This is a genomic window from Branchiibius sp. NY16-3462-2 (assembly GCF_001594145.1).
In the GTDB taxonomy this organism is placed as follows: Bacteria; Actinomycetota; Actinomycetes; order Actinomycetales; family Dermatophilaceae; genus Branchiibius.
Genome location: NZ_LVCF01000001.1, coordinates 41942 through 66197, shown reverse-complemented (window position 1 = coordinate 66197; position 24256 = coordinate 41942). Strand labels below are relative to the sequence as shown.

Below are 24256 nucleotides of genomic sequence, written 5' to 3'. Positions count from 1 at the left end.
AACGGACGCTCGTGACCAGGTCCGCACCCGACGTACCCGAACTGGTTGAGGCGGCGCGCTCAGGGTCGCACCGCGCGGTCGCCCGGCTGATCACCCTGGTGGAGAACGCCTCGCCCCAGTTGCGTCCGGCGATGAAGGCCCTGGCGCCGTACGCCGGTCATGCCCGTCTGATCGGACTGACGGGTTCGCCGGGGGTCGGGAAGTCGACGACGACCTCTGCGCTCGTCGCGGCCTTTCGCTCGCGTGATCTGCGGGTCGGGGTGCTGGCGGTCGACCCGTCGTCGCCGTTCTCGGGCGGGGCTTTGCTCGGCGACCGGATCCGGCTGTCGGATCACGCGTTGGACCCTGGTGTCTATGTCCGCTCTATGGCCACGCGCGGGCACCTGGGTGGGCTTTCGTGGGCGGCTCCCCAGGCCCTGCGGGTGCTGGACGCGGCGGGGTGTGACGTGATCCTGATCGAGACGGTGGGCGTCGGTCAGTCGGAGGTGGAGATCGCCGGATTGGCTGACACCACAGTGGTTCTGCTTGCTCCCGGCATGGGTGATGGGGTGCAGGCCGCGAAGGCGGGGATCCTGGAGGTCGGGGACGTCTTCGTGGTCAACAAGGCCGATCGCGACGGGGCCGATGCGACGGTGCGCGAGTTGCGGCAGATGCTGACGTTGGGTGCTGCACCTTCTGCGGGAGAGTGGCGGGCGCCGGTGGAGAAGTTGGTGGCGGCGTCGGGCACCGGGTTGCCGGAGGTTCTGGACGCATTGGACAAGCACTGGTCGTGGTTGTCTTCGTCGGGCGAGTTGTCGGCGCGGCGGACGCGGCGCGCCTCGGACGAGATCCTCGCCCTTGCGCTGGGCGAATTGCGTTCGCGGATGGGCACATTGGAGGATCACGCGCTGCTTTCCTCGCTGGCTTCGTCGGTGGTCTCTGGCGACACGGACCCGTACACGGCGTCCGACGAGCTGGTGGCGTCGGTCTCCTGACCTTTTCCACAGCCCCCGCCAGGCTGTGACGGGTTGTCCACACCTGGCGGTTTTCGCCTTCTCCCGATGTCGTGGCCGCGCCTAGCGTGGAGGCAGGAGGCTGGGGAGGGCTTGATGTCATCGACCACCGACGAGGCGGGTGCTTCGGTTGTGGGCGCCGTCGACGGCGCGGGCGCGCATTCGGTGATCATCGGCCGGTTGCACTCGGTGCTGGATGAGTTTGCCGCTTTGTCGGACGCGGACCTCGACGACGTCGGCGACGGAGGGGTGCGGGCGGCGAGCAGGTCGCTCGCACAGGCAAAGGCCCGGATCGATGCCGTGCTCATGGTGCTTGCGCGCACCTTGGATGAACGGGGCACGGCCCGGGCGGCGGGCGCCACGTCGACAGGGGCCTTGTTGGCTGGGGACTTCGGGGGTGACCGCCCGGCCGCGGCTCGCATGGTGCGTACGGCGCGCCGGTTGACCAACGCCCCGGTGACCCATTCCGCGCTCGGCGCAGGTGCGTTGGGTGGGGAGCAAGCCGGGATCATCGCGGCCGCTCTGACCCGGTTGCCCGTGGGCATGGATGCTGGTGCGCGGCGGGGGCTGGAGGACTGGCTGATCGCGCAGGCCAAGGTCTTGTCGATCCAGGACCTGGCCCGGGCGGCGATGCGTTCGGCGGCGGCGTTCAAGACCCGTGCCGACGCAGACGTGCACGAGGATCAGCAACTTGCCGCCCGGGAGCAGCGGGCCCGCGCGCAGAGCGCGTTCTGGATGGCAGACAACCGGGACGGGACCTGGCGCGGTGGGTTCACGGTGCCTGAGGCGGCAGCCGAAGCACTGAAGGCGGCGGTTGAGGCGGGCGCCGCTCCACGCCGTACCAAGCCCGGACAGGCAGACCGCGCCACCGATGACCTGGTCACCGAGGACGCCCCCGGGACTGATGGGGACCTGCCGATGGATCGCCGGCACCGGGAGGGGCGCGCGTTCGCCGCCATCTGCGGGCGACTGCCAGCTGATCAGTTGCCCAACGCCGGCGGGATGAGTGCGGTGCTCACGGTGAATGTGGACTTCGACGCCGTCACCGGGCAACTGGGTCCCGGCACGCTGCCCTCCGGGGCACGGGTATCCGCGGCGTTCGTGCGGGAAGCGGCGTGTTCGGCGGGAATCATCCCCCAGGTGATGGGCGGTGGCTCATTGCCGCTGGATCTCGGCCGGTTGAAACGGTTGTTCACCGCGACCCAGCGGCGGGCGTTGGCCCAGCGCGACCGCGGTTGCGTCTTTCCCGGGTGTGATCGCACGGCGGCGTGGACCGAGGGGCATCACTGGCGCGATCCGTGGACGCCCACCCGACCGGGCGAGCGACCCGGCAACACAGATCTGGATAACGGGTGTCTGTTGTGTGCTGAGCACCATCGGTTGGTGCACAAACGGCAGATCCCGGTCAGGGAGCGCGGCGGTTACTTGGAGTTCCTGATCCCACCGCTGCGGCCGCTGCAGATCTACGACTCGGACCTGCTGACCGGGCCCGACCCGGAGGATGACGGTGACCCCAGCGTGCTCGTGGGCGCAGCCGGTGCCGGCGGCATTTCAGCGAACGGTCTGCAGTGGCAACGTAATCAGCGCTGGCGCGCGTGACCGCCAACCTCGCAGACCGTTGACCCCTAGCTCGATCCGCGGGTCGTCGGTGCGTACGGGACTGGCCGACGTCAGTCCGCTTCGAGGAGCGCGAGTTCCTCATCGACGTACGGATCGTGCTGGTCGCGTTCCGTCAGTTCAGCCTTGAGTTGGCGCTGGATGTCGAGCGCTTCGTCCTTGCGACCGAGGTTTCGCAGCGCCCAGGCCACCATCCAGCGGGCGACCATGAGGCGTTCCGGGTCGGGATCGAGGGCGCGACGAGCGGCGAGCGCCGCTTCGAACTGCGGAAGGGCCGCCGCGAAGTCGCCTGCGTCGGCGTGATCCATGCCGATGTTGTTGAGCAGCGAGGCTTCCCAGCGGCGAGCAGCTGGATCGCTCGCGCTGCGGGCTGCTGCGAGCGCTCGGTGATGAATTTCGTCGCGCTCGGGCTGATCGCTGACGAGCGCCAGCATGTGCAAGGCATCGATCAGCGGCTCGTGCAGTCCTGCGTGCTCCGCCTTACCGGCGGCTGTCTCGAAATACTGGTGTGCGGCTTCGATCCGGTCGGTGTCGCGGGCGATCCGGCCATTCTCCAGGGCGACTCGCACATCGACCTCGGGGTCTGACCGGTCGAGGTGCGCCAGCAGGTCCGCCGCCTCGTCGAAGCGGCGCTGCAGGCCAACGGCACGGGCAACCTGGGTGAGGGCTAGCTCTGGCTGCGCGGCATCGCTGGCCGCTGCGCGGAAACGCCGCTCGCTCTCCTGGGGATCGTTGAAGTCCCACAGGTCGCGAAGTTCGGGCTGCACAGCAGGAGGATAGGGCGGAAATTGGCTTGCCGCGCTTGGTCTCACTGCGATCGTCGCAGTGCGTAAGCAATAGCCTTGCCGCATGGCTCTCTTCGCGTTCTCCGTAGCCCCTGCCAGCACCGACGACCCGGACGGTTCGTTCAGTGAAGCGGTTGCCGAGGCCATCCGCGTGGTGCGTGAGTCGGGGTTGCCGAACGAAACCACCGCGATGTTCACGACGCTCGAAGGCGACTGGGACGAGTGCATGGGCGTGATCAAGGCAGCGACGGAGGCGGTGCAGAAGTACTCGTCGAGGGTCTCCCTGGTCATCAAGGCCGATATCCGCCCCGGCTTCACCGACCAGTTGAGCGCGAAGGTCGAGCGCGTCGAGGAACGCCTCAGCGATGGCTGAATTTGTGCTGCGTCCGGTCGTCGATGCGGATGCTGAGGAGGTAGGTACAGCGCACGTGCGCATCTGGCAGCAGACCTATGCCGGGATGATGGACCAGGCCAAGCTGGACGCGCTGCAGCCCGAGCAACGGATCACGCGTTGGCGAAAGCAGATCATCCCGGGCCAAGCCACTCAGGAGGCGGTAGGCCAGGCGGTCACCCGGTGTGCCGTCGACCCGCTGACCGGCCGGATCGCTGGCTTCGGCACCGCGGGCCAACCGCGGGACGACGACGCGCCGCGCGCGACAGAGCTGTGGTCGCTGAATGTGCTCCCCGAGTTCCATGGCACCGGCGCGGCCGCCCAACTGTTGGCTGCCCTGGTTGGTGACCGGCCGGCGTACTTGTGGGTGGCATCCCAGAATGCGCGCGCCATCGCTTTCTACCGCAAGCACGGCTTCGCGCTGGATGGTGTGGGTCAGTACGACGAGGAGTGGGCCTGTGACGAATCGCGGATGGTTCGCGGATGAGCGGCAAGCTGCCCTTCGACCCGATCGCCCGCGCCCGTGATCTCTGGCAGGTGCGCTGGGGGCCGGACGCGCCGTACGACGCGATGGCCACCGCCACCTCGATCATGAGGGTCCAGCAGCGGCTCCTCGCCGACCTGGACGCGGCGGTCGCGCCGTCCGGGCTGACGTTCGCCCGGTACGAGGCGCTGGTGCTGCTCGCGTTCTCGCACACGGGTGAACTCCCGATGAGCAAGGTGGGGGAGCGGCTGATGATCCATCCCACCAGCGCCACCAACATCATCCAGCGGCTGGCCGCGGACGGTCTGGTCGAGCGGGTGCCCAATCCGAACGACGGTCGCGGCACGCTGGCCCGGATCACGCCCGATGGCACCCGACGAATGGAAGAGGCGACCACAGCCCTGCACGCGGTTGATTTCGGGCTCGCAGGCGTCTCGGAGCGGGAGCGTGCGCAGTTGTGGCGCTTGCTGCGCGGCATTCGCAAACGCTCCGGAGACTTCTGACGAAGGGGTAAGTTACTAGGACGTCCTAGTAAATTGGCGTACGCTGTCGACATGTCACGTGTGGAATGGGAGCGCCAGTACGCCGCCGCCGAAGCGTCCGGCAAGGTCCGCGACGCCGACTTCACGACCTTGTCCGGTGACGAGGTCGACCCGGCGTACGGCGAAGACAAGGGTGAATGGCCGGGTCAATTCCCTTACACCCGAGGGCTTTACGCCACCGGGTACCGTGGGCGACCGTGGACGATCCGGCAGTTCGCCGGGTTCGGCAACGCCCAGCAGACCAACGAGCGCTACCGGATGATCCTTGGCCGGGGTGGTGGTGGGTTGAGCGTCGCGTTCGACATGCCCACCCTCATGGGCCGCGACTCCGACGACCCGATGAGCCTCGGCGAGGTCGGTCACTGCGGCGTCGCCATCGATTCGGCCGCCGACATGGAGGTCCTCTTCGACGGCATTCGTCTGGACGAGGTCACCACCTCGATGACGATCAGCGGACCCGCCGTCCCCGTCTTCTGCATGTACCTGGTGGCCGCCGAGCGCCAGGGCGTCGACATCGGCAAGCTGAACGGAACCCTCCAGACCGACATCTACAAGGAGTACATCGCGCAGAAGGAGTGGCTCTTCGGTCCCGAACCGCACCTGCGGCTGATCGGGGATCTGATGGAGTACACCAGTGCGAAAATCCCTGCGTACAAACCGCTTTCGGTGTCCGGGTACCACATCCGTGAGGCGGGCTCGACCGCGGCGCAGGAGTTGGCGTACACCCTGGCTGATGGTTTCGGGTACGTCGAGTTGGGCCTCTCGCGCGGCCTGGACGTTGACGTGTTCGCCCCTGGGTTGTCCTTCTTCTTCGATGCCCATGTGGATTTCTTCGAGGAGATCGCCAAGTTCCGCGCCGGGCGCCGGATCTGGGCCCGCTGGATGCGCGACGTCTACGGCGCCAAGACGGCGAAGGCGCAGTGGTTGCGGTTCCACACCCAGACCGCGGGGGTCTCGCTGACCGCCCAGCAGCCGATGAACAACGTCGTCCGCACCGCTGTCGAGGCGCTTGCCGCAGTCCTCGGTGGCACCAACTCCCTGCACACCAACGCCCTCGACGAGACGCTCGCGCTGCCCACGGAGGAGTCCGCCGAGGTCGCCCTGCGCACTCAGCAGGTGCTGATGGAGGAGACCGGCGTGACGAATGTCGCCGACCCGTTGGGCGGTTCGTACTACATCGAGGCGCTCACCGATCGGATGGAGCAGCAGGCCGAGGCCATCTTCGAGCAGATCCGGGTGATGGGCCAGCGGGGCAAGCCCGAGGACTACGAGCACCCCATCGGCCCGATCACCAGCGGCTTGCTGCGGGGCGTCGAGGACGGCTGGTTCATGTCCGAGATCGCCGAGGCAGCCTTCCAGTACCAAACGGCGGTGGAGAAGGGCGACAAGCGAGTCGTCGGGGTGAACGTGCACACCGAGTCCTCAGCCAAGGAACTGGAGATCCTGCGGGTCTCGCACGAGGTGGAGAAGGAGCAGGTACGCCTCCTCCAGGCGCGCAAGGCCGCCCGCGACGACACCGCCGTCCAGGCAGCGCTGGCGGAGATGATACGAGTGGCCCAGGGTGATGGCAACTTGATCGAGCCCATGCTGACCGCTGTCCGTGCCGAAGCGACGCTGGGCGAGATCTGCGGCGCGATGAAGGACCTGTGGGGCAGCTACCGCGAGCCGGCCAGGTTCTAGACTGACCAGCCTGATCGCCCCACGGAATGGATCGTCGTGCCAAAGCTGACGAACGCCCCGGATCCGGTCGTCGTACCGATACTGCGCATCTTCCCCGGCGGCGAGGCGCAGCGGTTCTACCGGGACTTCCTGGGCTTCACCATCGACTGGGAGCACCGCTTCGAGCCGGGTCTCCCGCTGTATATGCAGGTGTCCCGTGAGGGGTGCGTTCTGCACCCGAGCGAGCACCACGGCGACGGGACGCCGGGTTCGGCCGTCCGCATCGAGGTCGAGGACGTCACCACTTTGCAGCGGCGCCTGCGGGAGAGCGATATCTACCCGCTGCGGATCGGTCTGGACCACCAGCCGTGGGGCGACGACCTGGTCATTCCCGACCCCTTCGGTAACCGGTTGATCTTTCACACGCCGCGTCCGTCAGAATGAAGACATGCCTGAGAAGCCCCTGACCGCCGCATCGCTGCGGGGTGCCGTCGATCTGTCCGCGCTCGCCAAACCTGCCGCATCGGCACGTTCCACCGGGGCCGCGAAGCCGGGTGGCAGCGTCCCTGCAGCGGGCCTGGTGCAGGAAGTCGACGACCAGAGCTTCGGCGCCGCCGTCGAGATGTCCCTGGACGTTCCGGTCATCCTCGCCGTCTACTCCGGCGCGCGTCCCGCGAGTCAACAGCACGTGGACGAGTTGGCCGGCATCGTCGGGGAGTACGGCGGCCGGCTGGTGCTCGCGACCGCCGACATCGACACGGCGATGCAGATCCGCCAGGCGCTACAGGTCCAGCAGGTGCCGATGGTGCTTGCCCTGATCAAGGGTCAGCCGTTGCCGCTGTACATGGGTCCGCAGCCGGCGGATGCGGTGCGCGGGGTCTTCGACCAGGTGCTCCAGGCCGCCCAGCAGGCGGGCGTGACGGGGACCGTGCCGGTCGACGGAGAACCCGCCAGCGCGCAGGAGCCGGAGCCGGAGGAGGACCCGTTGCTGACCCAGGCGTACGACGCGATCGAGGCCGGCGACTACGACGCCGCGATCGCCGCCTACGACCAACTCCTGGCAACCAACCCTGGGGACGAGGGTGCCCGCCTCGGCCGCGGGCAGGTGCTTCTCCTGCAGCGCACCGCTGACCTCGACGCGACCGCCGTCCGCGAGGCGGCCGCGCAGAATCCCACCGACTTCACCGCTCAGACCCAGGTCGCCGACCTCGACCTGCTCGGTGGGCACGTCGAGGACGCGTTCGCCCGGCTGATCGATCTGGTCAAGGCGACCAGCGGCGATGAGAAGACCGCCGCACGCGAGCACCTGATCGGCCTGTTCGACATCATCGGACCGACCGACGAGCGGGTGAAGAAGGCGCGTACCGCGCTGATGTCCGCCCTGTATTAGTCGCTCAGCGCGGCGTCGACGATCTGCTTGGCCTCGGTCTGCACCTGGGCCAGGTGCTCCTGCCCGAGGAAGGACTCGGCGTAGATCTTGTAGACGTCCTCCGTGCCCGATGGCCGCGCCGCGAACCACGCGTTCTGCGTCGTCACCTTGAGGCCGCCGATCGCTGCACCGTTGCCCGGAGCCTCGGTCATCGCCGCCGTGATGTCCTCTCCCGCAAGGGTTTTGGAGGTCACGTCCGACGGGCTGAGGGCTGCCAGCTTGGCCTTCTGCTCCCGCGAGGCGGGGGCGTCGACGCGGGCGTACGCCGATGAGCCGTACTGCTCCGTCAGCTGGGTGAAGTGCTCCGACGGCGTCTTGCCCGTCGCCGCCGTGATCTCCGAGGCCAGCAGCGCCAGCAGGATGCCGTCCTTGTCGGTCGTCCAGGCCGATCCGTCGAACCGCAGGAACGATGCCCCGGCAGACTCCTCGCCGCCGAAGCCGACCGACCCGTCCAACAGGCCCGGCACGAACCACTTGAAGCCGACCGGCACCTCCCAGAGTTCGGCACCGATCCCGGCCACCACCCGGTCGATGAGCGAGGAGGACACCAGCGTCTTGCCGACGCGGTGGGACTTCCAGTCCGGTCGCGCGCCGCTGTACAGATACGAAATGGCAACGGCCAGATAGTGGTTCGGGTTCATCAACCCGTCCTTGGTGACGATGCCGTGGCGGTCACTGTCGGCGTCGTTACCCGTGGCGATGTCGTAGTGATCGCGTTGCTGGATCAACGACGCCATCGCGTACGGCGACGAACAGTCCATCCGGATCTTGCCGTCCCAGTCCAACGTCATAAATCGCCAGGTCGGGTCGACCAGGGGATTGACCACGGTCAGGTCCAGCCCGTAGTGCGAGCCGATCTCACCCCAGTAGGCGACCGACGCACCACCCAGCGGATCCGCCCCGATCTTGACCCCCGCGTCCTTGATCCGGGGAAGATCGATGACGTTGGGCAGGTCCGTGACGTACTCCGTCAGGAAGTCGTACGAGCCTGCGCTCGAGCGGGCCCGGGCGAAGGGCACCCGACGTACGCCGTCGAGCCCAGCCCGCAGGTACGAATTGGCCGCCGCCGCAATCACCTTCGTGGCGTCACTGTCAGCGGGACCACCGTGCGGCGGGTTGTACTTGAAACCGCCGTCACGCGGTGGGTTGTGCGAAGGCGTGACCACGATGCCGTCCGCGAGACCGGAGCCCGTGGTGCGACCACCGTTCGCCTTGAGGATGGCGTGCGAGACCCCGGGCGTCGGGGTGTAGCCGTCCCGGCTGTCGACCAGCACCGTGACGTCGTTGGCCACCAGCACTTCGAGGGCACTGGCCCAGGCCGGCTCGGACAACCCGTGCGTGTCGCGACCGATGAAGAGTGGCCCGTCGAAACCCTGCTCCCGGCGGTAGTCGACGATCGCCTGGGTGGTGGCCAGGATGTGCGCCTCGTTGAACGCGCTGTCCAACGACGAGCCACGATGTCCCGACGTGCCGAAAACGACCTGCTGGTCAGGGTTCTCGGGATCGGGAGTCAGTGTGTAGTAGGCCGTGATCAACGCTGGTACGTCGACCAGGTCACTGGGCTGTGCGGGTTGACCGGCTCGGGAGGCGGCGTCATTCATCGTTGGACTCCTACTTCTGGACGGGGATGAGCCAGATCATGGACAACGGGGGCAGTGTCATACGGGCGGACGCCGGTTGACCGTCGGCTCCCTCGTGAACGGCGGTCACCGCGCCCAGGTTGCCCCGGCCGGCACCGCCGTACGCCTCTGCGTCGGTGTTGAGCACCTCAGCCCACTCGCCGGCGAAGGGCAACCCGACGGTGACGTCGCGGTGCTCGGATCCGGAGGCGTTCAGGACGGCTGCCACCACGTTGCCCGGCGTCCGCTCGCCAGCGCCCCACCGCAGATAGCTGAAGGTGTTGCCGCCGGCGTCGTCCCCGTTGATCCACTGGAAGCCGTCGCCCTGGTGGTCCAACGACCACAGCGCCGGGGTGTTGGCGTAGAGCTGGTTGAGGTCCTTCACCAGGGCGTGGATGCCGTAGTGCTCCGGTTGGTGCAGCAGCCACCAGTCGAGGCTGCGCCCATCGGCCCACTCGGAATCCTGCGCGAATTCGCAACCCATGAAGAGCAATTGCTTGCCCGGGTGCGACCACTGATGGCCCAGGAACGCGCGCACGTTGGCCAACTGGTTCCATCGGTCACCGGGCATCTTGCGCAGCAAGGACCCCTTGCCGTGGACCACTTCGTCGTGGCTGATCGGCAGCACGAACCGCTCGCTCCAGGCGTAGACGAAACCGAAGGTGATCTTGTTGTGGTGGTACTGCCGATGGATCGGCTCCTCGTGGAAGTAGTCCAGGGTGTCGTGCATCCACCCCATGTTCCATTTCAGTCCGAACCCCAGACCCCCGGCGTCGGTCGGCTGGGTGACCCCCGGCCACGAGGTTGACTCCTCGGCGATCATCACGCTGCCGGGGGAGCGCCGGTAGGCCGTCGCGTTGGCTTCCTGCAGCAGCTCCACGGCTTCGAGATTCTCCCGGCCGCCGTACCGGTTGGGCAGCCATTGGCCGTCACTGCGCGCGTAGTCGAGGTAGAGCATGGAGGCCACCCCGTCGACCCGCAGCCCGTCGGCGTGGAACTCCTCCAACCAGTAGGTGGCGTTGGCGACCAGGAAGTTGCGCACCTCGGTGCGGCCGAAATTGAAGATGTACGAACCCCATTCGGGGTGCCAGCCGCGTCGGCGGTCCGGGTGCTCGTAGAGTGCCGTCCCGTCGAAACGCACCAACGCCCACTCATCCGTGGCGAAGTGACCCGGCACCCAGTCCAGAATCACCCCGATGCCGTTCTGGTGCAGGCGATCGATCAGGTAGCGCAGGTCGTCGGGGGAGCCCAGTCGTGAGTTCGGCGCGTAGTAGCCCGTGACGTGGTAACCCCACGACGGTGGGTAGGGGTGCTCCATGACCGGCATGAACTCCACGTGCGTGAAGCCCAGGTCCTTGACGTAGTTGACCAGATGCTCGGCCAGGTCGCGATAGGACTGACCCTCACGCCACGAGCCCAGGTGCACCTCGTAGGTGCTCATCGGTCCGGTGTGGGGATCGGTGTGCGCCCGCTTCGCCATCCACTCCGAATCGCCCCATTCGTAAGCCGATTCGGTCACGATGGCCGCAGTCTTGGGTGAGGTCTCGGTGAACCGCGCCATCGGGTCGGTCTTCTCCCGCCACACGCGGTCGGCGCCCAGCACCTGGAACTTGTAGCGCGTCCCAGCACCAACGTCCGGGACGAACAGTTCCCACACGCCCGACCCACCCAGCAGTCGCATCGGGTGGGTGGTGCCGTTCCAGCCGTTGAACTCACCGATGACCCGCACGCCCTTGGCGTTCGGCGCCCAGACCGCGAACGCCGTACCAGTCACCTCGCCCAGCGGGCCGTCGTAGCGGTGCACCCGCGCGCCGAGGGCGTTCCACAACTCCTCGTGCCGGCCCTGGCCGATCAGGAACAGGTCCATCTCGCCAAGACTGGGCAGGAAGCGGTAGGGGTCGTCCGCGACGTGCTCGACCCCGTCGCCGTACGTCGTGACGATCCGGTAGTCGGGCACCTCACTTCCGGGGACCCGGGCTGACCAGATCCCTTCGTACTCATGCCGCAACGGCACCCGCTCACCATCGGGCAGCGCGACCTGGACGGTCGCAGCCAACGGACGCAGCACCCGGATGAACGGCCCCTCGGCGTCCAGTTGACCACCCAGGACGCTGTGCGGATCGCGGTGCAACCCGGCCAGCAGCGCATCGGCCTCATGCTCGGGCACCGGTGGTGCCGATACCGCGGCCGACGGAGTCTCGGGCGAGCCCAGCAGACGGTCGATCGCCGCCAACGGAATGTGCTTCCAGGCCGGGCGGTTTCGCACCTCGTAGCTGACCTCGTAGACCGCCTTGTCGATCTCGTAAGCGGTCAGCACGTCGGCGTTGATCGGGCTTGCCGCGGTGTACCCCTCCAGGAACGCGCGACGGCAGGCGTCCGACCACTCACGGCGCGACCCGCTGCCGCGCACCTCCGCCGACCCTGCTGCGTAGTCGAAGGATCGCAACATGCCCGCCACGTCGCGCATCGGGCTGTCGGGCAGGCTGCGTTCAGCCAGCGGGCGAAGCGGCTCACCCTCGAAGTCGAGCATCACCCAACCACGGTCCGGCACCTGCAGTACCTGACCGAGATGGAAGTCACCGTGAATGCGTTGCAGCGCAGGCCAATCGGCGTTCTCGGCCTGGGTCAGGACTGTCTCATAACCCTCCCGCAGGTCCGTCAAGGCGGACTCGTCGGCCACAGCTCGTTGGAACCGCTCCCGCATCTGGCCGACCAGGTTGCTCACGTCATCGGGGGTGGCGTCCGTCTGCCCCAGCGTGTCGGCGAGGGTCGCGTGCATGGCCGCCGTGGCCGCACCGAGCGAACGGGCAGCGGCGGAGTAGTCCTCGTCGGCCTCTGCGGCCGCGCTGGCATGGCGCCATGCATCGAGTACGCCGGGCAAAAACTCCTCGGCGAACGCCAGGTCTCCTTGTGCGACAGTGCCGTTCGGTTGCGACCACGATCCAGTAAGCGCACCGATCGCGTGCGGTACGACCTCGGAACCGGCCGCCGACAACGCAGTCTGCAGTTCGACATCGGGGTTGTGGCCGTCGTGCAGGACCCGGAAGACCTTGACGATGACCGGCGGCCCGTCAGCCAGGTGGATGATCACCGAGGTGTTCGACTGCTCTCCGCTCAGCACCTGGGAGGAGGCGACCTCGCTGACGTGCGCGCCGGGGCGGCCGCTGCCGGACACCGTGACCCTGGCGGGGAGGGGTTCGCCGGCCGGAGTGGTCAATTCCGCATGCTGGGCACCGGTCTGGATCGCGTGCAGCAGTTCGGTGACGAAGACCGGGTCCTGACACGCGTCGTACACATAGCGCAGACCCAGCTCGCTGTGCTCCATGGTGCCGATCAGCGCTTGCTCGGAGACCTCCAGCGGCTCCCCGCGATAGGTGACGGGTACCTGGTAGACGGTCGGCGTAGCGGCGGCGTCGTCGCTCAGCAACAACACCTCGACACCCACCTCGCCAGCCGGGTCATCGAAACGGTAGGAGCCGAGGTTGCGCAAGCGCGGCGAGCGGGATTTGTCCGCGTACCAACGTTGTTGCTCGATCCAGGGTGTCAGCAACTCGACTTTCCCGGGGACGAGGGTTGCGTCGCGGTAGATCGTGGCCATGTCAGGCTCCTGCGGGGTCGGTGGGGGTCACGGCGAGCCAGAAGAAGTCCCGCGAACCCAGGGTCAAGCCGATCGAACCGGTCTCATCGACAGCCGGGAAACGGGCACCGCCGAAGACATCGCGCAACCGGGCGCCTGCGTACTGCGGGGGCAGTGTCACGGTCACCGACTGCGGCCGACTGGACAGATTGTTGACGCACAGCACACCCGTGACGTCGAGTTCCTCGCGAGCAGCATCCTCGGCGCTGGCCACCCGCATGAAGGACAGGATCGCCTCGTTGCTGCTCTGGCACGCGACGTAGCTGCCCAACCCGAAGACCGGGAACTGCTTGCGCACGATCAGCATGGAGCGCAACCAGTGCAGCAGCGAGGACGACGTCGCATGAGCCGCTTCGACATTCACGGTCGAGTAGTTGTGCACCAGGCTGGTGATCAGGGGCAGATAGAGCTTGCCCGGGTCGGCCGTCGAGAAGCCGGCGTTGCGGTCAGGTGACCACTGCATCGGCGTACGCACTGCGTCACGGTCGGGCAGCCAGATGTTGTCTCCCATCTGGATCTCGTCGCCGTAGTACAGGCACGGCGAGCCGGGCAGGGAGAACAACAGTGCGTGAATGAGTTCCAGCTCCGGACGGCTGTTGTCCAGAAGTGGCGACAACCGCCGCCGGATGCCGACGTTGGCCCGCATCCGCGGGTCGGGCGCGTACCAGCCGTACATCGCGACCCGCTCGTCCGGCGCCACCATCTCCAGCGTCAACTCGTCGTGGTTGCGCAGGAAAGTGCCCCACTGCGTGCCCGCCGGGATGTCCGGCGTCTCGGCCATCACCTTCTCGATGCTCGTGGCCTTCTCATCGCGCAGCGCGTAGTACAGCCGTGGCATCACCGGGAAGTGGAAGCACATGTGGCACTCGGGATCTTCGACAGTGCCGAAGTAATCAACGACCTCGTCCGGCATCTGGTTGGCCTCGGCCAGCAGGATGCGACCCGGGAACTCGTTGTCGACGAATTGCCTGAGCTCAGCGAGGAATTCGTGCGTCCGGGGGTGGTTCTCGCCGTTGTGGCCTTCTTCCTCGAAGAGGTAGGGCACGGCATCGAGGCGGAAACCATCGATGCCGAGGCCGAGCCAGAACCGGACGATGTCGAACATCTCCTCCTTCACCTTGGGGTTCTCGAAATTGAGATCCGGCTGGTGGGAGAAGAACCGGTGCCAGAAGAACTGCCGGCGCACCGGGTCGAAGGTCCAGTTGGACACCTCGGTGTCGATGAAGATGATCCGGGCATCGGAATACTTCTCGTCGGTGTCGGACCACACGTAGTAGTCGCCGTACGGCCCGTCCGGATCCGACCGCGAGGCCTGGAACCAGGGGTGCTGGTCGCTGGTGTGGTTCATCACCAGGTCGATGATCACCCGGATACCGCGGGCGTGCGCCTGCGACACCAACTCGATGAACTCCGGCAGCGTGCCGAACTCCGGCAGCACCGCTTTGTAATCGGAGATGTCGTACCCGCCGTCGCGTAGCGGCGAGGCGAAGAACGGCGGCAGCCACAGGCAGTCGACGCCCAGCCACTGCAAGTAGTCAAGACGGTTGATCAGGCCGCTGAAGTCGCCCGAGCCGCTGCCGTTGCTGTCACCGAAGGCACGGGTCAACGCCTCGTAGAAGACCGCTTTGCGGAACCAATGCGGGTCGTGACGCAGACCGGGCTGTTGCAGATTGAACGCTGGATTGGGCACGGTCAACCCCCGACCTGGAAGATGTGCACGGGCGTGGTGGCCGGCCCGAGCCTGACGAAATTCTCTGCGCCCCAATTGTATTCGGCCTCAGACAGCAGATCGCGAACCTGGAACCGGTCACCCGGCTGCAGGCCGAGTGCTCCCATGTCCAGGCGCACGGTGGACTCGCGGGTGGCGTGCGGGTCGAACCCGGCCACGACCAGGATGACGTCGTCGCCGCGCTTCTTGGAGTAGGCCAGCATGGTTTCGTCATCGACATGGTGGAAGCGCAGGTTGCGCAACCAATGCAACGCCGGATGCTCGTGTCTGATCTTGTTCAGCAGGCCGAGGAACTGCGCCAGCGACTGCCCCTCTTTGGAACCGCCGAGCTCGTAGTCCGCCCAATGCCGGTCCTTGTACTGGTACTTCTCGTTATCGATCTGCTCCTCGGCGCCGGGCCGGGGCACGTCCTCGATGAGTTCGTATCCGGTGTAGATGCCGTAGGTGGGGGATAGCGTGGCTGCGATCGCAGCTCGCATCGTCCACCCGGTCGGTCCGGCGACTTGCATGTACGGCGTGAGAATGTCGTGCGTCGTCGGCCAGAACGAGGGGCGCATGTAGTGCGCCGACTCGGTGGCCAGTGATTCGCAGTACTCACGCATCGTCGATGGTTCGTTGCGCCACGTGAAGTAGGTGTAGCTCTGCTGGAAACCGATCTTGCCCAGGGTGTGCATCATTGCCGGTCGGGTGAAAGCCTCTGCGAGCCAGATGATTTCGGGGTGGTCCTTGGCTACATCGGCAATGAGCCACTGCCAGAAATCCAAGGGCTTGGTGTGCGGGTTGTCGACCCGGAAGAGGGTGACCCCGTGATCGATCCAGACCTGGACGACATCGCGCACCGCGCGATAGATGCCCGCCGGGTCGTTGTCGAAGTTCAGGGGGTAGATGTCCTGGTACTTCTTCGGCGGATTCTCCGCGTAGGCGATTGTGCCGTCGGCGCGCGTGGTGAACCACTCCGGATGCTCGCTGACCCACGGGTGGTCCGGCGCGCACTGCAACGCCAGGTCCAGTGCTACTTCAAGGCCTAGTTCGCGCGCCCGGGCCACGAACGCATCGAAGTCCTCGAACGTGCCCAGGTCCGGGTGGATCGCGTCGTGCCCGCCGTCCTTACTGCCGATGGCGTACGGCGATCCGGGGTCTAGCGGGCCGGCGTCCAACGTGTTGTTGGGACCCTTCCGGTTGATCTCGCCGATCGGATGGACCGGGGTCAGATAGACCACGTCGAAACCCATCGCAGCAATGGCATCGAGCCGTTTGGCGGCGGTCCGCAGCGTTCCCGACACCCAGTGCCCGTCCTCGTCGAGGTGCGCGCCCTCGGAGCGGGGGAAGATCTCGTACCACGCTCCGGTCAGGGCCAGTTCACGCTCCACCAGCCATGGGTAGTCCGGTGTGCCGCTGACGAATTCGCGCAACGGGTGGGCGGCATGCACCGCCTCGACGGGCGCGCCGGTGCCGCCGGAGAGGCGGTCGGCGACCGACAGTGTTTCATCGCGCAGCGTGGCCGCTCCTGCGACGAGCGTGGAACGCTCGGCATCGGACACAGCTGCATCGGCCGACCACCGATCAAGAACCAGAGCGCCCTCAGCCAGCATCAGTTCGACGTCGACACCGGCTTCGATCTTGATGATCGCGTCGTGCCGCCACGTGGCGTAAGGATCGGACCAACCCTCAACCCGAAGTGCCCACATCCCGGGGGTTGGTGCACTCACCACGCACTCCCAGGCGTCCAGGCCCCGGTTGACGCACGTCATGGGTAGCGCCGTGCTGGCCCCCGTTGGGTCACACAGGACGACGGAGGCATTCACAGCGTCGTGTCCCTCACGGAACACCGTTGCGGTGACGGTGAATTCCTCGTCGACGACCGACTTGGTGGGAAAGGCGCCACCTTCGACGAGCGGGCCCACTCCGAGCGCGGGGATACGACCGATGTGCAGGGATTGGCTCACGCTCCGACGCTACAAGGTTGCGCCGGAGCGTGCACGGGCGCGGGCACGCCTACTGGGTGATCGCCGGCGTGTGCCAGATGCGGTCGATGTAATCGACCATCGACCGGTCCGAGGAGAAGAACCCACAGCGAGCCACGTTCAGGATGGCTTTGCGGGACCAATCGTCAGGATCGGCGTACGCCGCTTCCACCTTCTTCTGCGCCTCCAGGTACGCCGCGTAGTCGGCCAGCGTCAGGAACCGGTCCTCCCCGAGCAGGTTGGACACTACCGGCTCGAACCGGTTGCGATCACCGTCGGAGAAGTGGCCCGAGGCGATCAGGTCGATCGTGGCCTTCAACTGCGGGTTGCTCTCGTAGACCGAAACCGGCGAATAGCCCTGGGCGATGGTCGCTTCGACTTCTGGTTCCAACATTCCGAAGAGGAAGAAGTTGTCGTCGCCGACCAACTGGCGGATCTCGACGTTGGCGCCGTCATCGGTGCCGATCGTCAGCGCGCCGTTCAACGCGAACTTCATGTTGCCCGTGCCGGAGGCTTCCTTGCCGGCCAGTGAGATCTGCTCCGAGAGGTCGGCGGCGGGGATGAGGCGCTCGGCCAATGTCACGTTGTAGTTGGCGGGGAAGGCCACGGTGAGCCGGCCCTGCACCTGCGGATCGTTGTTGATCGTCTTCCCGACCGCGTTGATCAGGGCGATGATTTCCTTGGCGATGCGATAGCCCGGCGCGGCCTTCGCACCGAAGAGGAAGGCACGCGGAGTGACGTCCTGCGCCGCGACCTTGCCGCTGATGATCTGCTCGTACAGCGTCACGATGTGCAGCAACTTCAGCGTCTGGCGCTTGTACTCGTGCAGCCGCTTGACCATCACGTCGTACATCACATCGGTGGGCAGGGTGATGTCGTCACGGACGGCGAGCACCTTGGCCAGGGTCTGTTTGTTAGCCGCCTTGACCTGCCGGAAGCGTTCGCGGAACGCCGGGTCATCGGCGTGCGGCTCCAACTCCCGCAGCCGGTCCAGATCGGTCACCCAGCCCTCGTCGCCCAGCGTTTCGGTGATCAGCTCCGACAGTCCGGGGTTGGACAGCCGGATGAAGCGGCGCGGGGTGATGCCGTTGGTGACGTTGGTGAACTTATCCGGCCAGTAGGCACTGAAATCGGGAAGAACCTTGTCCCGCAGGAGTTCTGAGTGCAGCGCCGCGACGCCGTTGACCTTCGAGGCGGCGATCGTGGCCAGGTAGGCCATCCGCACCGAGCGCTCCGGGTGGTCGGTGATGATGGACATCCGGCGCAGCTTGATCTCATCACCGGGGTAGGCGGCGCGGACCTCCTCGAGGAAGATCTCGTTGATCTTGTAGATGATCTCCAGATGCCGCGGGAGCAGTTTGCCGAGCAGTTCGACGGACCAGACTTCCAGCGCCTCGGGCAGCAGCGTGTGGCAGGTGTAGGCGAAGCATTTCTGCGTGATCGCCCACGCGTCGTCCCACTCCATACCCTTCTCGTCCACCAACAACCGCATGAGTTCGGGGATGGCGATGACCGGGTGGGTGTCGTTGAGCTGGAAGGTGACTCGATCGGGCAGGTTGGCCAGATCGAACTGCTTGGGCAGGACGTTCTCCAACTGGTCGCGCAGCGAGCAGGCCACGAAGAAGTACTGCTGCTGCAACCGCAGTTCCTTGCCCTGCGGGGTGGAGTCCTCGGGGTAGAGCACCTTGGAGATGTTCTCCGCGAACGTCTGCGCCCGCACCGCTTCCACGTAGTCGCCGGCGTTGAAGATCCGCAGATCGAACGCGCGGGTCGCCCGCGCGCTCCACAGGCGCAGGGTGTTCACCCGGCCGTTGCGGTAGCCCGGAACCATGTAGTTGTACGGCACGCCCTGCACGTCCCACGCCGGCAGCCACCGGGTGCGTTCCCGGCCCTGCTCGTCGGTGTAGGTCTCCGTGCTGCCGCCGAAGTGCACCGTGACCGCGTGTTCGGGGTGTGGGAACTCCCAGGGGTTACCCAACGCCAACCACCGGTCGGAGTGCTCGACCTGCCAACCGTCCTCGAACTCCTGACGGAAGATGCCGTACTCGTAACGGATGCCATAGCCGATACACGGCACGCTCATCGTGGCCAACGAATCCACGAAACACGCGGCAAGACGCCCCAAGCCACCGTTGCCCAGGCCGGGCTCGGTCTCCTGGGCGCGCAGCTCGTCCAGTGAGAGACCGAGGATGCCCAGGCCGTCCTGGACGACCTCGGTCATGCCGGTCGCCAGCAGTGCGTTGTCCAGCTGCCGGCCCAGCAGATACTCCGCGGAGAGGTAGGCGACCGATTTGGCCTGCTGCTCGTACTGCCGCGCCAGGGTCTTCATCCAGCGCGCCTGCAGGTTCTGCCGGACGGCCTTGCTCAACGCGATGTACTGGTCGTTGCGCGAACTGCGGGCCAGACTCACGCCCCGGCCGAAATTCAGTTCGTCCATGAACCCGTTGATGAACTCATCCACCGTGTGGATCGGCGCATCCTTGTCGTACGGCGAGAGGCCGCCGGGGCTCGTCGGCCGGGGAGAGGGGTAGCTGGACGGTGGCTTCGCATCGGTCACGGATGAAACGCTAACGACAACCGGGGCTCGGTGGGCACCCGCAGCGAAGATCCATCCTGTGTGGCGTATGACACACGCACACCTAATTTACGATGGCGCGGTGCTGGTGCCGCTGACCGTCGTGCTGTTCGCGCTGCTCGGTGCGCTCGCGGCGTACGTCGCCTACCTCACCGTGCGCGGCCGGGCGATGGACGACCCCACCCTCTACCTGGCCCTCGCGACCGAGGCGGTCCTGCTGGTGCAACTGGTCGTCGGCATCGTGCACTCGGGGGATGGTGCAGCGAACATGTCGCGCCCGGTGTTCATCGCCTATCTGGTCGGCCTGATCTTCGTGCTTCCCGTTGCCGGCGCGTGGGCGATCGCCGAACGGACCACCCGATGGGGAACCGGTGTCCTGCTGGTCGGCGTCCTCGGCCTCCTGGTGATGGTGGTGCGACTGGTGCAGTTGTGGAACGGAGCAGGGTAAGTGGCAGGCAGGACATCACAGGGGTTCGGACGCGTCCTGATCGCGGTCTACGGTCTGTTGGCGCTCGCGGCGACCGGTCGCTCGGTGTTGCAGCTGACCACCGAGTTCCACAAGGCGCCGCTGGCCTACATCCTCTCGGCCGTGGCCGCCGTTATCTACATCGTGGCGACCGTCGCGCTGGTGCGCGGCGACCGGACCTCGGTGCGGGTGGCCCGGGTGACCATCACGATCGAGTTGATCGGTGTGCTGACGGTCGGTCTGTGGAGTTACCTCGACAAGGCCGCGTTCCCCGACAAGACCGTCTGGTCGCACTTCGGCCAGGGCTACGGATACCTCCCGCTGGTGCTGCCCGTGGTGGGTCTGTGGTGGTTGGCCCGTACGGCGTCAGCGGACGCCCGCGAAAACGGCGAATGAGGCAGCGGCAGCCTTCCAGGCGTCGCCCGGGGCGAGGCTGAGGTCAGGCACCCACGACGGATGCTCGGCCATGCTGCTCCACAGCAGTTCCCAGGTCGTGACGCCGTCGTGCGCCGGGACCGTCACGGCGCTGTCCTGCGAACTGCCGTGCAGGACGAACAGCAGGGTCGTGTCGCCGGCGGGGGAGCCGTCGAAGATGGCTTGCACGGTTGAGGTCTCCGGCGACTGCCAGTGCCAGGAGTCCATGAACTGGCCGTCGGCGTTGCACCACCGCAGCGACACCTCCGATAAGTCGCCGGAGGGCACGTCGGGGGTGAAGAACCGGCGCCGGCGCAACACCGGGTGAGCCTGGCGCAGCGCGATCAGGAAGCCGGTGGTGTCGATGAGGTCGTCCTGCGTGTAGTCCAAATCCCAGTTGTACCAGGCGATTTCGTTGTTCTGGCAGTACGCGTTGTTGTTGCCGCGTTGACTGCGGGCCAACTCGTCGCCGCCCAGCAGCATCGGGGTCCCACTGGACAGCAGCAGCGTGGCCAGCAGGTTGCGGATGGCCCGTCGGCGCAACCGCTGGACCGGCTGGTCGCCGAACTCCCAGCCCTCGACGCCGAAGTTCCACGACCGGTTGTTGTCCGTCCCGTCGCGGTTGCCCTCGGCGTTGGCTCCGTTGTGCTTGTGGTTGTAGGCCGTCAGGTCGGCCATGGTGAAGCCGTCGTGGGCGGTCACGTAGTTGATCGCCGCCTGTGGGCTGCGGTGTCCGAACAGGTCCGGCGATCCGGCGATCCGGGCGCCCAGGTCGGCCAGTGCGTGCCGCGGGTGGCCCGCGTGATCCGCCGCCAGATCGCCCAGCCAGAAGTTGCGCACGGTGTCGCGGAACCGGTCGTTCCAGTCCCCGAACGGCGGGGGGAACTGTCCAGTACGCCAGCCGTGCGAGCCCAGGTCCCACGGTTCGGCGATCAGTTTGACGCCGGAGAGCACCGGGTCCGTGCGCAACCCGACCAGGAACGGGTGGTCGGGACTGAAACCGTCGTCCTGCCCGCGACCCAGGGCGACCGCCAGGTCGAAACGGAAGCCGTCGACGTGCATCTCGCTGACCCAGTAGCGCAACGAGTCCAGCACCATGCGGACCGCCGTGGGATGGCGCATGTCCAGGGTGTTACCGCAGCCGGTCACATCCACGTCGTGCCCGCGTTCATCGAGGCGGTAGTAGTCGTGCCCCGCCAGACCGCGCCAGGACAACGTGGCGCCGCTGGAGGCGCCCTGCTCGCAGGTGTGGTTATAGACCACGTCGAGAACGACCTCGAACCCCGCCGCGTGCAGGAGTTTGACCATGCCCTTGAACTCATCGACCGCGCCCTGCGGGTCATGCGAGCTGGCGTACGGCGCGTGCGGGGCGAAGAAGCCGAGCGTGTTGTAACCCCAGTAGTTCTCCAGACCCACCTGGACGAGGTGCGGCTCGGAGGTGAAGGCGTGCACCGGCAGCAACTCGATCGTGGTGACACCCAGCCGGCGCAGATGTGCGATCACGCTGGGGTGCGCCACCCCGGCGTACGTGCCCCGTAACTCCTCGGGGATACCGGGGTGGGTCATCGTCAGACCCCGCACGTGCGTCTCGTAGATCACCGTCTCGTCCCACGGCACCTGCGGCCGGCGATCATCGCCCCAGTCGAACCGGTCGTCGACCACCACACTGCGGGGAACGTACGGCGCGCTGTCGCGTTCGTCGCGCTGGTACCCGTCACCGTCGAAGTAGGAACCGACCTGGTGACCGAAAACCTCCGGCTGCCAGTGCACTTCGCCTTCCAAGGCTCGGGCGTAGGGATCGGCCAGCAGCTTCTGCGAGTTGTAGCGCTGACCGGCCCACGGGTCCCACGGACCGGTGGCCCGCAGGCCATAGCGTTGGCCGGCGCGCACCCCCTCGACGAAACCTGCCCACACGCCGCCGACGTACGGATCCAGGGGGATCCGCCGTTCGCCGCCGGTGTCATCGAACAGGCACAGCCACACCTTCTCGGCCTGGCCGGCGTACACGCTGAACTCGCAACCTCCGTCGCGCAGGTGCGCGCCGAAGGCAGGGGGAAAGTCGACGCCGGGCCGCTGCATGGCGATCAGCGTAGTTGTTAGGTCGCCAGGGGATGGGCAGTCTCGGAGCGGGTGCGGTGAGGATCTCCTGACGCGCTAGTTTTGGACTATGACTGATCCCACATCGCTGCCCAACTTCGCGCAGGCGGGGCCCCCGCAATCACCCGCCGCGCCCCCGTCGGGCGGTGGCACCCTGCGCGAGAAGGCGTTGGCGGCCCTGGCTGCCGACAACATCCCCGCCCAGGTCGACGACGACGGGGACATCGTCTACTCGCTGCAGGAGCAGCAACTGCTGGTCCGCTGCGTCGACAGTGAGCCGGGCCTTGCCCTGCTGCGCATCTTCGGCCAGTGGCAGATCACCGAGGACCTGCCCACCGAGCCGGCCAAGCGGCTGAACGCCGCCAACGACGTGAACCTGGCCATCAACTTCGTCAAACTCGGCATCGCCGGCGACAACCTGGTGGTCGCCGGTGACCACCTCGTCGGCCCGTACGACGATGTGTCCGAGCTCATCAAGGGCACCTCCGGCATGTTGTTGCAGGCCGTTCAGGCCTGGCACCAGGCCGTGACCGGAGCGGGTCCGCACGTCGCGGAAGCTACCCCGGAGCAGTTGCAGGCCAGCGCCGACGCGTTCGCCGAGCAGGCCCGGGCCGCCCAGGAGGGCGGGGAGTTCGCGTGACCGGCAGCTTCGGGGAGTTCGTCACCGTCGAGGTCGAGGACGCCGTCGCGGTCATCCGCATCGACCGGCCCAAGATGAACGCGCTGAACGGTGCGATCCGCGACGGTTTGCGCGACGCGGCCCGTTCGGTGTCAGCCGACGAGCAGGTTCGGGCGGTGATCGTGTGGGGCGGCGAGCGCGTCTTCGCCGCTGGCGCGGACATCAAGGAGATGGAGCAGTACGGCTACTCCGAGATCGCAGTGTGGGGCCGGCAGTTGCAGGACGCCTTCCGTGACCTCGCCGCCATCCCGAAGCCGACCGTCGCCGCGGTCGAGGGCTACGCGCTCGGCGGCGGGATGGAACTGTCCATGACCTGCGACTTCCGCATCGCCGCCACCAACGCCACCTTTGGCCAGCCGGAGATCCTGCTCGGGATCATCCCTGGCGCCGGCGGTACCCAGCGGCTGGCCCGCCTGGTCGGTCCGGCCAAGGCAAAGGACCTGGTCTTCTCGGGTCGGTTCGTCCCGGCGCAGGAAGCCCTGGAGATCGGCCTGGTCGACGAACTCGTCGAGCCGGGCACTGTCCTCGCGGCGGCGAGAGCCAAGCTCGCGCCGTACGCCAATGGTCCTGCCCTGGCGCTGCGCGCGGCCAAGGAAGCGATCGATCGGGGCCTGGACGGTGACCTGGACACCGGCCTGGCGTTCGAGACGGCGTTGTTCGCAGGATTGTTCGGCAGTGACGACCAGCGGGCAGGGATGGCATCATTCCTGGCCAACGGGCCGGGTAAAGCCACGTTCACCGGACGCTGAGCGTCCTTAACGAAGGATCGAGCATGAACGACGCAGCCGCTGCCGAACAGCCGTTGTCCACCGATGCCGCCAAGGACAGCCGGATCACCGCCGTGGCGCTTCTGGTCGTCGGCCTGTTGGGGACCTTCCTCACGCTGTGGGGCTGGACCGGGATCCGCAAGAACGCCGTGACCTGGTGGGAGGAGTACACAACCGCCGGGATGTCGCCGTGGATCACGTTCGTCGTGGGGCTGGTCCTGGTTCTGCTCTCGGCGATCGCGGATGCCGTCCTCGGTCGCCGTTCCGATGTCTTCCAGGTCGCCGAAGGCGTGGAACCCACCCCGCTACAGACGCTCGCCAACCGGTTGGCGTCCTGGATCCTGGTGCTGATCACGGCGCTGGGGATCCTGCTGATCTGGCTGCGCTACCGCTGACAGAGTGCGGTATTA

20 protein-coding genes are annotated in these 24256 nt (G+C 66.9%); 13 read left to right on the top strand and 7 right to left on the bottom strand.

From position 1 onward, the window contains the following. Positions 1 to 11 precede the first annotated feature (11 nt). Both meaB and AZH51_RS00285 read left to right on the top strand, forming a co-directional pair. A complete protein-coding gene (gene meaB, locus AZH51_RS00290) occupies positions 12 to 974 on the top strand; it encodes a methylmalonyl Co-A mutase-associated GTPase MeaB (RefSeq protein WP_291520228.1) in 963 nt (320 codons plus the stop codon). A 114-nt stretch (positions 975 to 1088) separates the two neighbouring features. Further along, positions 1089 to 2591: an HNH endonuclease signature motif containing protein gene (locus tag AZH51_RS00285; RefSeq protein ID WP_291520227.1), complete on the top strand. Its 1503-nt coding sequence runs from the start codon at positions 1089 to 1091 to the stop codon at positions 2589 to 2591. A gap of 71 nt (positions 2592 to 2662) precedes the next feature. Here the strand turns inward: AZH51_RS00285 and AZH51_RS00280 are convergent, their stop codons facing one another. After that, positions 2663 to 3460, bottom strand: coding sequence for a tetratricopeptide repeat protein (locus AZH51_RS00280; RefSeq protein ID WP_291520226.1), 798 nt, complete (start codon positions 3458 to 3460; stop codon positions 2663 to 2665). Here AZH51_RS00280 and AZH51_RS00275 point away from each other — a divergent pair. The 6 genes from AZH51_RS00275 to AZH51_RS00250 are packed head-to-tail and all read left to right on the top strand — an operon-like array spanning position 3459 to position 7860. Continuing rightward, entirely contained in the window at positions 3459 to 3767 is a 309-nt protein-coding gene (locus tag AZH51_RS00275) for a thiamine-binding protein (protein WP_291520225.1), read from the top strand. The genes AZH51_RS00280 and AZH51_RS00275 overlap by 2 nt on opposite strands. Beyond that, positions 3760 to 4272 carry a GNAT family N-acetyltransferase gene (locus tag AZH51_RS00270; protein ID WP_291520224.1) on the top strand — a complete coding sequence of 171 codons (513 nt, stop codon included), beginning with the start codon at positions 3760 to 3762 and terminating at the stop codon, positions 4270 to 4272. Before AZH51_RS00275 ends, AZH51_RS00270 begins: the two co-directional genes overlap by 8 nt. Then, positions 4269 to 4772: a MarR family winged helix-turn-helix transcriptional regulator gene (locus AZH51_RS00265; RefSeq protein ID WP_291520223.1), complete on the top strand. Its 504-nt coding sequence runs from the start codon at positions 4269 to 4271 to the stop codon at positions 4770 to 4772. The genes AZH51_RS00270 and AZH51_RS00265 overlap by 4 nt, the downstream gene beginning before the upstream one ends. A gap of 51 nt (positions 4773 to 4823) precedes the next feature. Beyond that, positions 4824 to 6491 (top strand): methylmalonyl-CoA mutase, encoded by a 1668-nt coding sequence (locus AZH51_RS00260; RefSeq protein ID WP_291520222.1) that lies wholly within the window; start codon positions 4824 to 4826, stop codon positions 6489 to 6491. Between the two features lie 36 nt (positions 6492 to 6527). Beyond that, on the top strand, positions 6528 to 6914 hold the full coding sequence (locus AZH51_RS00255; protein WP_291520221.1) for a glyoxalase superfamily protein: 387 nt from the start codon (positions 6528 to 6530) through the stop codon (positions 6912 to 6914). A 4-nt stretch (positions 6915 to 6918) separates the two neighbouring features. After that, positions 6919 to 7860: a tetratricopeptide repeat protein gene (locus AZH51_RS00250; protein ID WP_291520220.1), complete on the top strand. Its 942-nt coding sequence runs from the start codon at positions 6919 to 6921 to the stop codon at positions 7858 to 7860. On the opposite strand, the gene pgm is transcribed toward AZH51_RS00250, so the two are convergent. The 5 genes from pgm to AZH51_RS00225 are packed head-to-tail and all read right to left on the bottom strand — an operon-like array spanning position 7857 to position 19318. Continuing rightward, positions 7857 to 9500: a phosphoglucomutase (alpha-D-glucose-1,6-bisphosphate-dependent) gene (gene pgm / locus AZH51_RS00245; protein WP_291520219.1), complete on the bottom strand. Its 1644-nt coding sequence runs from the start codon at positions 9498 to 9500 to the stop codon at positions 7857 to 7859. The two genes, AZH51_RS00250 and pgm, sit on opposite strands and share 4 nt — an antisense overlap. A 10-nt stretch (positions 9501 to 9510) precedes the next feature. After that, entirely contained in the window at positions 9511 to 13116 is a 3606-nt protein-coding gene (gene glgB / locus AZH51_RS00240) for a 1,4-alpha-glucan branching protein GlgB (protein ID WP_291520218.1), read from the bottom strand. A 1-nt stretch (position 13117) separates the two neighbouring features. Continuing rightward, positions 13118 to 14845: a maltose alpha-D-glucosyltransferase gene (treS, locus tag AZH51_RS00235; RefSeq protein WP_291520217.1), complete on the bottom strand. Its 1728-nt coding sequence runs from the start codon at positions 14843 to 14845 to the stop codon at positions 13118 to 13120. 2 nt (positions 14846 to 14847) lie between these two features. After that, positions 14848 to 16830: an alpha-1,4-glucan--maltose-1-phosphate maltosyltransferase gene (locus AZH51_RS00230; protein ID WP_291520216.1), complete on the bottom strand. Its 1983-nt coding sequence runs from the start codon at positions 16828 to 16830 to the stop codon at positions 14848 to 14850. Positions 16831 to 16879: 49 nt separating this feature from the next. Further along, positions 16880 to 19318, bottom strand: a complete 2439-nt coding sequence (locus AZH51_RS00225) for a glycogen/starch/alpha-glucan phosphorylase (protein ID WP_291521275.1) — start codon at positions 19316 to 19318, stop codon at positions 16880 to 16882. 187 nt (positions 19319 to 19505) lie between these two features. Between AZH51_RS00225 and AZH51_RS00220 the strand changes: the two genes are divergently transcribed. Both AZH51_RS00220 and AZH51_RS00215 read left to right on the top strand, forming a co-directional pair. Further along, a complete protein-coding gene (locus AZH51_RS00220) occupies positions 19506 to 19871 on the top strand; it encodes a hypothetical protein (protein WP_291520215.1) in 366 nt (121 codons plus the stop codon). Then, positions 19872 to 20285 carry a hypothetical protein gene (locus tag AZH51_RS00215; protein WP_291520214.1) on the top strand — a complete coding sequence of 138 codons (414 nt, stop codon included), beginning with the start codon at positions 19872 to 19874 and terminating at the stop codon, positions 20283 to 20285. On the opposite strand, the gene glgX is transcribed toward AZH51_RS00215, so the two are convergent. Beyond that, positions 20256 to 22382 carry a glycogen debranching protein GlgX gene (gene glgX / locus AZH51_RS00210; protein ID WP_291520213.1) on the bottom strand — a complete coding sequence of 709 codons (2127 nt, stop codon included), beginning with the start codon at positions 22380 to 22382 and terminating at the stop codon, positions 20256 to 20258. The two genes, AZH51_RS00215 and glgX, sit on opposite strands and share 30 nt — an antisense overlap. An 88-nt stretch (positions 22383 to 22470) precedes the next feature. Here glgX and AZH51_RS00205 point away from each other — a divergent pair, with 88 nt between their 5' ends. From AZH51_RS00205 to AZH51_RS00195, 3 genes are read left to right on the top strand one after another with little or no spacing between them, the layout of a single operon-like run. Then, positions 22471 to 23040 (top strand): hypothetical protein, encoded by a 570-nt coding sequence (locus AZH51_RS00205; protein ID WP_291520212.1) that lies wholly within the window; start codon positions 22471 to 22473, stop codon positions 23038 to 23040. Continuing rightward, a complete protein-coding gene (locus AZH51_RS00200) occupies positions 23037 to 23828 on the top strand; it encodes an enoyl-CoA hydratase-related protein (RefSeq protein ID WP_291520211.1) in 792 nt (263 codons plus the stop codon). The genes AZH51_RS00205 and AZH51_RS00200 overlap by 4 nt, the downstream gene beginning before the upstream one ends. A 23-nt stretch (positions 23829 to 23851) precedes the next feature. Beyond that, positions 23852 to 24241 carry a hypothetical protein gene (locus AZH51_RS00195; protein ID WP_291520210.1) on the top strand — a complete coding sequence of 130 codons (390 nt, stop codon included), beginning with the start codon at positions 23852 to 23854 and terminating at the stop codon, positions 24239 to 24241. The last annotated feature ends 15 nt before the right edge of the window (positions 24242 to 24256 follow it).

Coding starts and splice junctions, on each gene's coding strand:
- AZH51_RS00285 (WP_291520227.1), top strand. CDS start 1,089: ATGTCATCGACCACCGACGAGGCGGGTGCTTCGGTTGTGGGCGCCGTC.
- AZH51_RS00275 (WP_291520225.1), top strand. CDS start 3,459: ATGGCTCTCTTCGCGTTCTCCGTAGCCCCTGCCAGCACCGACGACCCG.
- AZH51_RS00280 (WP_291520226.1), bottom strand. CDS start 3,460: ATGCGGCAAGGCTATTGCTTACGCACTGCGACGATCGCAGTGAGACCA.
- AZH51_RS00270 (WP_291520224.1), top strand. CDS start 3,760: ATGGCTGAATTTGTGCTGCGTCCGGTCGTCGATGCGGATGCTGAGGAG.
- AZH51_RS00265 (WP_291520223.1), top strand. CDS start 4,269: ATGAGCGGCAAGCTGCCCTTCGACCCGATCGCCCGCGCCCGTGATCTC.
- AZH51_RS00260 (WP_291520222.1), top strand. CDS start 4,824: ATGTCACGTGTGGAATGGGAGCGCCAGTACGCCGCCGCCGAAGCGTCC.
- AZH51_RS00250 (WP_291520220.1), top strand. CDS start 6,919: ATGCCTGAGAAGCCCCTGACCGCCGCATCGCTGCGGGGTGCCGTCGAT.
- pgm (WP_291520219.1), bottom strand. CDS start 9,500: ATGAATGACGCCGCCTCCCGAGCCGGTCAACCCGCACAGCCCAGTGAC.
- glgB (WP_291520218.1), bottom strand. CDS start 13,116: ATGGCCACGATCTACCGCGACGCAACCCTCGTCCCCGGGAAAGTCGAG.
- glgX (WP_291520213.1), bottom strand. CDS start 22,382: ATGCAGCGGCCCGGCGTCGACTTTCCCCCTGCCTTCGGCGCGCACCTG.
- AZH51_RS00205 (WP_291520212.1), top strand. CDS start 22,471: ATGACTGATCCCACATCGCTGCCCAACTTCGCGCAGGCGGGGCCCCCG.
- AZH51_RS00195 (WP_291520210.1), top strand. CDS start 23,852: ATGAACGACGCAGCCGCTGCCGAACAGCCGTTGTCCACCGATGCCGCC.